5 protein-coding genes are annotated in these 6,067 nt (G+C 70.9%); 2 read left to right on the top strand and 3 right to left on the bottom strand.

Annotated elements, in window-relative coordinates; all coding sequences use genetic code 11:
• Together B086_RS0120880 and B086_RS0120875 are read right to left on the bottom strand one after the other, a co-directional pair.
• The coding region (locus B086_RS0120880; protein WP_078531149.1) for a 2-oxoacid:acceptor oxidoreductase subunit alpha at nucleotides 1-1,875 on the bottom strand (1,875 nt) is incomplete at its 3' end.
• 286 nt (nucleotides 1,876-2,161) lie between these two features.
• A complete protein-coding gene (locus B086_RS0120875) occupies nucleotides 2,162-3,616 on the bottom strand; it encodes an MFS transporter (protein ID WP_026252618.1) in 1,455 nt (484 codons plus the stop codon).
• Nucleotides 3,617-4,056: 440 nt separating this feature from the next.
• Between B086_RS0120875 and B086_RS0120870 the strand changes: the two genes are divergently transcribed.
• Nucleotides 4,057-4,440 carry a nuclear transport factor 2 family protein gene (locus tag B086_RS0120870; RefSeq protein ID WP_018568378.1) on the top strand — a complete coding sequence of 128 codons (384 nt, stop codon included), beginning with the start codon at nucleotides 4,057-4,059 and terminating at the stop codon, nucleotides 4,438-4,440.
• A gap of 48 nt (nucleotides 4,441-4,488) precedes the next feature.
• Here the strand turns inward: B086_RS0120870 and B086_RS0120865 are convergent, their stop codons facing one another.
• The gene (locus tag B086_RS0120865) at nucleotides 4,489-4,866 is read right to left on the bottom strand and encodes a DUF805 domain-containing protein (protein WP_018568377.1); all 378 of its coding nucleotides are present in this window, start codon (nucleotides 4,864-4,866) and stop codon (nucleotides 4,489-4,491) included.
• Between the two features lie 455 nt (nucleotides 4,867-5,321).
• On the opposite strand from B086_RS0120865, the gene B086_RS0120860 reads away from it, so the two are divergent.
• The gene (locus tag B086_RS0120860) at nucleotides 5,322-6,062 is read left to right on the top strand and encodes an SDR family NAD(P)-dependent oxidoreductase (protein ID WP_026252617.1); all 741 of its coding nucleotides are present in this window, start codon (nucleotides 5,322-5,324) and stop codon (nucleotides 6,060-6,062) included.
• The last annotated feature ends 5 nt before the right edge of the window (nucleotides 6,063-6,067 follow it).

Genomic DNA, 6,067 nt, shown 5'->3' with positions numbered 1-6,067 from the left:
GGCGAGTTGTTCGGCTTTGAAGGGCATGCCGTTGACCTGGTTGTAGGAGTGGGCGTCGACGAGGTATCTGGCGCGGATGAGGGTGGCGAGCTGGCCGAGGTTCATCTCGGGGATCACGATCTTGTCGTAGCCGGCCAGGAGGGTGCCGAGGTTGCGTGGGAAGGGGTTGAGGTGGCGCAGGTGTGCCTGGGCGATGGGGACGCCCTCGGCGCGCAGGCGTCGTACGGCGGCGGTGACGGGGCCGTAGGTGGAGCCCCAGCCCAGGACGAGGGTGCGGGCGTGGTCGGGGTCGTCTGCCCGGATGTCGGGCACTTCGATGCTGTCGATCTTGGCCTGGCGGGTGCGGACCATGAAGTCGTGGTTGGCGGGGTCGTAGGAGATGTTGCCGGTGCCGTCCTGTTTCTCGATGCCGCCGATGCGGTGTTCCAGGCCGGGGGTGCCGGGCACGGCCCAGGGGCGTGCCAGGGTGTGGGGGTCGCGTTTGTAGGGCCAGAAGACGTCGGTGCCGTCGGGCAGGGTGTGGTTGGGTCCGGTGGCGAAGGGGACGTGGAGGTCGGGGAGTTCGTCGGTGTCGGGGATGCGCCAGGGTTCGGAGCCGTTGGCGAGGTAGCCGTCGGAGAGGAGGAAGACGGGGGTGCGGTGGGTGAGGGCGATGCGGGCTGCTTCCAGTGCGGTGTCGAAGCAGTCTCCGGCGGTGCGGGGTGCGAGGACGGGGACGGGGGCTTCGCCGTTGCGGCCGTACATGGCCTGGAGCAGGTCCGCCTGCTCGGTCTTGGTGGGCAGGCCGGTGGAGGGGCCGCCGCGCTGGATGTCGACGACGAGCAGCGGCAGTTCGAGGGAGACCGCGAGGCCGATCGTCTCCGATTTCAGTGCCACGCCGGGTCCGGAGGTCGTCGTCACGGCCAGCGAGCCGCCGAACGCCGCGCCCAGTGCCGCTCCGATCCCCGCGATCTCGTCCTCCGCCTGGAAGGTGCGTACCCCGAACGCCTTGTGGCGTGAGAGTTCGTGCAGGATGTCGGAGGCGGGGGTGATCGGGTAGGAGCCCAGGAACAGCGGCAGACGCGCCTGCCGGGAGGCCGCGATCAGCCCGTAGGCCAGTGCCAGGTTTCCCGAGATGTTGCGGTACACGCCCGGGGTGAAGGCCCGCGCCGCCGGGGCCACCTCGTAGGAGACGGCGAAGTCCTCCGTGGTCTCCCCGAAGTTCCAGCCCGCCCGGAACGCCGCCACGTTCGCCGCCGCGATCTGCGGGCGCCGTGCGAACTTCGCCTTCAGGAACCGCTCCGTGCCCTCGGTCGGCCGGTGGTACATCCACGACAGCAGTCCCAGCGCGAACATGTTCTTGCTGCGCTCGGCCTCCTTGCGCGACAGGTCGAAGTCCGCCAGCGCCTGCACCGTCAGCGACGTCAGCGGCACCGCGTGGACCCGGAAACCGTCCAGCGACCCGTCATCCACCGGGGAGGCCGCGTAGCCGACCTTCTGCAACGCCCGTTTCGTGAACTCGTCCGTGTTCACGATGATCTCCGCGCCCCGCGGCAGGTCGCCCAGGTTCGCTTTCAGCGCGGCGGGGTTCATCGCGACCAGCACGTCGGGGGAATCACCCGGGGTGAGGATGTCGTGGTCGGCGAAATGCAGCTGGAACGACGACACCCCCGGCAGCGTCCCCGCGGGCGCCCGGATCTCCGCCGGGAAGTTCGGCAGCGTCGACAGATCGTTCCCGAACGACGCCGTCTCCGACGTGAACCGGTCCCCCGTGAGCTGCATCCCGTCACCCGAGTCACCCGCGAACCGGATCACCACCCGATCCACACGGCGGGTCTCCTTGGCGGGTGGCGTCGATGTCCCTGTTGCGGACGGCACGATGGTTTCCACAGACATACGTGTGTCGGCTCCTGTCGGTGCGGCGGCGGACAGCGCCCTGGTGTTGCGTCGGGTGCCGGTTGGTTCGTACACCTGGCCAGAGGTTAACCAGGCTCGTTAGAGGCCCACTTGTGCCGTCATGGGTGTGCCGTGGACGGACGCCCGCGTGCGGGAGGGGTGCCGAGAGGTGCGGCGCTGGTGCCGCGGGGCGCACAGCAGCGCGGGCCGCACCGGATCCCTCCGGTGCGGCCCGCGAGCCGTGCTGCGTACTGCTTGCCTACCGCGTACTGCCTTGTGATGGCGCTCAGTTGGCGCTGGCCGCGTCCGCCTTGAGGGGCGGGGCGACCGCCGGCTGGGCGGCGGGGCGCTCGCGTCCGGGGATGGCGAGGACGACCAGCGCCGCCACGATCGCCACACCCGCGCTGACCAGCAGGACCGCGCGGACCCCGTTCTCGGACGGCAGGGCCATCGGGCCGACCTTGACCGTCATGTGGGCGAGGATCACCCCGACCACCGCGGCCGAGGTGGAGGTGCCGATGGCCCGCATCAGGCTGTTGAGGCCGTTGGCGGCGGCGGTCTCGGTGGGCGGCACCGAGCTCATGATGAGCGCGGGCATCGAGGCGAAGGCGAAGCCGACGCCGACGGTGACCACGCAGCTGAACGCCAGGACGCCCCAGACGTTCTTCATCAGCGGCAGCGCCAGCGCGTAGCCGACCGCGATGACCAGGGAACCGGCGAGCAGCGACACCTTCGGGCCGCGGGCCGCGGAGATCTTCGCCGCGTAGGAGGAGGCGATCATCATGACGATGCCGGACGGGGCCATCCACAGGCCGGAGGCCAGCATCGACTGGCCCAGGCCGAAGCCGGTGGCCTTGGGCAGCTGGAGGAGCTGGGGAATGATCAGCTGGCTGGAGTACATCGCGAAACCGACGACGATGGAGGCCAGGTTGGTCATCAGGACCGGCCGGCGCGCCGAGGTGCGCAGGTCGATCAGCGGCGAGGACCGGCGCAGCTCCCAGGCCGCCCAGGCCAGCAGCAGCACGACGGAGGCGCCGAAGAGGCCGAGGGTGGTGTGCGAACCCCAGCCCCAGTCGCCGCCCTTGGAGACGGCGAGCATCAGGCAGGCCAGGCCGCCGGACAGGACGAGGGCGCCGATGGCGTCGAACGTACCGGTGCCGCGGACCTCGGCGGCGGGGACGATCAGCAGGATCAGGGCGAGGACGACGACGCCGAGCACCGCGGACGCCCAGAACAGCGCGTGCCAGTCGGTCTTCTCGGCGACGATCGCCGCGACCGGCAGGCCGAGCGCGCCGCCGATGCCCAGCGAGGAGCTCATGATGGCCATGGCCGAGCCGAGCCGCTGCGGGGGCAGGACATCGCGCATCACACTGATGCCGAGGGGGATCACGCCCATGCTCACGCCTTGCAGCGCGCGGCCGGTCACCATCGGGGTGACCGAGTCGGACAGGGCGCAGACCAGGGAGCCGACGGTCATGACGACCAGGCTGATGTTCAGGACGAGGCGCTTGCCGTAGAGGTCGCCGAGCCGTCCCGCCACCGGGGTGGCCACCGCGCCGACCAGCAGCGTCGAGGTGATTGCCCAGGAGGCGTTGGAGGCCGAGGTGTGGAGCAGTTCGGGCAGCTCGGGGATGAGGGGAACGATCAAGGTCTGCATCAGCGAGACCATGATTCCGGCCGCGGCGAGTACGCCGACGATAGCCCCGCTCGCGGGAGCTGACCGGGTGGAACTAGTGCTCATGGCGACTCCGCTCAGGACTCTGGCACGACTGGGATGCGCAGGGTGCGTATCCGAGGGGAAAGTTCCACGGCGCGGCTGAGCGCCGCTGGAGTCCTGCTGGAGTCCCAGGCCACAGGGGCGGGGCCGCGGGAAGCGCGGGCCGGCCGGGGCGCCGGGCGAGAGGTCCCGGCCCCGGGGAACCCCGGGGAAGCGGGTGAACCCAAGGAAAGGGAAAGGGAGTTCCCAGTATGGGTAAAGGGCCGTCCGCTGTCCAGGGGGTGCGGGTGGCGCGTCCGGTGGCGACCCCCTAGTTCCGGCCGGACGGCAGGGGCTCACCGGCCCCACCCTTAACCCGAGGAGCAGGGTCTTTGCGCGTAGCTGGCCCGCTGCCGCGGTGCGCAGAATGCGGGGGAGCCGGCGGGCAAGCGGCTCATCACGGACGAGAAGAGAAGAGGGACGCCATGTCCGCACAAGGCGCGATCGACGAACTGCTCGCCGCGGAGCACCGTCTCCAGGCGGCCCACCGCCGCTGCGACGTGCGGGAGATGGACGCGATACTCGACGACCGGTCCGTCCGGGTCGACCCCGAGGGCACACTGGTGCCGAAGGCGGGGGACCTGGCGTCCTTCCGGGACGGTCTGCTGGTCATCGACAAGCTGGAGGAGGTCGAGCCGGCGCAGGTGATCGTCGAGGGCGGCACGGGCATCACCCGGGCGCTGCTCACCGTCATGGGTTCCTACGCCGGTCACGAGTACGTGACCCGGCTGCGGTACACACGTACCTGGGTGCGTACCGGTGAGGGGTGGCGGGTGCTCGCCATCCATGCGAGCCAGGTCGCCGCCTGAGCGACGGCGCACCCGCCGGGCGGGGCGGCGGGCCGCGGGGGGGGGCGGTCAGCCGGTGGCGCCCTGTTCGGCACCGGTCAGACCGTCGGCCAGGGGCGGGCCGTAGGCGTTGGCCTTCGGCTGCGACTCGTCGGCGAGATAGATGACGAGCACGATCGCGCCGGCCACCGGGATCAGGGCGATGAGCAGCCACCAGCCGGTGCGGCCGGTGTCGTGCAGCCGCCGCACGGCGGCGGCCATGGCCGGCAGCAGCACCGCGAGCGAGTAGACGCCGGTGAGCGCGGGCCTGATGCCGACCCCGGTCTCGACGCTGGTCAGGGCGCATGCGATCACAAAGTTGATCAGCATGAACATCCAGTACTCCTGGCGCCGTGCCCGGCCCTCGAAGACGGCGTACTTCGCGAACACATCGGTGTACCAGTGCATGGGGCTCTCCCTCGTCGCTGCGGACTGACGATGTCGTCGGACCCACTGCCGCCCGGGGCGCACGGTCACCAAGGCGTCTGCGGACCTTGCGTGGAGACCGTCTCAGCCGCCGCTCGATTCCCGCTGGAGGAGGGGGACTTCGGGAGGCCGCCGAGGGGGCGGAGGCGACCGCGGCTCGATCAGGGCTCGATCGGTTGTGCAGCACGGCGGTCCACGGTGGCCGGGGTCAGGGGTGACCCCGGCCACTGTCGTGTGCGCGCGACGAGCCGTTATGGCTCCGCGCATCCGCGCACGGTGTCCGCCCGGGGGCGCAACCCCTGTCCCGACCCCTCGCTTCGCCCCGTCCGGGACGCCCTTGACCCGGACATTGCCGAGTGTTTGCCTTCGAGGGGGCAATCAGCCCTGGTCCGGCTTCGTTGCCTCTGCGCGGACGAACACGAAACGGAGAACCCCCCATGTCTGAACTGGCCGGAAAAGTGGCCCTGGTGACCGGTGGCAGCCGTGGCATCGGCGCCGCCGTCTCCAAGCGGCTCGCAGCCGACGGCGCGTCGGTCGCCCTCACGTACCACCGGGACGCGGAGCGCGCCGAGAAGATCGCCACGGAGATCACCGCCGACGGCGGCACCGCGCTCGCGCTCAAGGCCGACAGCGCGGACGCGGACGCGCTGCGGGCCGCGGTGGACCACACAGCCGAGGTCTTCGGAGGTCTCGACATCCTTGTCAACAACGCGGGTGTACTGCCCTGGGGCCCGCTGGAGTCGGTGACGACGGAGGAGCTGGACCGGGCGCTCGCGGTCAACGCGCGCGGTCCGTTCCTGGCCGCCCAGGCGGCGTCGGCGTACATGGGCTCGGGCGGACGCATCATCAGTATCGGCACCTGTGTGACCGAGCGCGTCTCCTCGCCCGGCATGACCCTGTACGCGATGACCAAGGCCGCGCTGACCGGCATGACCAAGGGCCTGGCCCGCGATCTGGGTGGTCAGGGCATCACGGCGGTGCTGGTCCAGCCGGGGCCCACGGACACGGAGATGAACCCGGCGAAGGGTCCCGGCGGCGAGATGCAGGCCGGGATGACGGCGGTCGGCCGCTACGGCACACCGGAGGAGATCGCCACCACGGTCGCCCATCTCGCCGGTGAGGGCGGCCGGTTCATCACCGGTACGGCCATCGCCGTGGACGGCGGATTCATGGTCTGAGGCTG

The organism is Streptomyces sp. PsTaAH-124, assembly GCF_000373685.1.
In the GTDB taxonomy this organism is placed as follows: Bacteria; Actinomycetota; Actinomycetes; order Streptomycetales; family Streptomycetaceae; genus Streptomyces; species Streptomyces andamanensis.
This window is presented reverse-complemented; position numbering and strand designations above follow the sequence as displayed.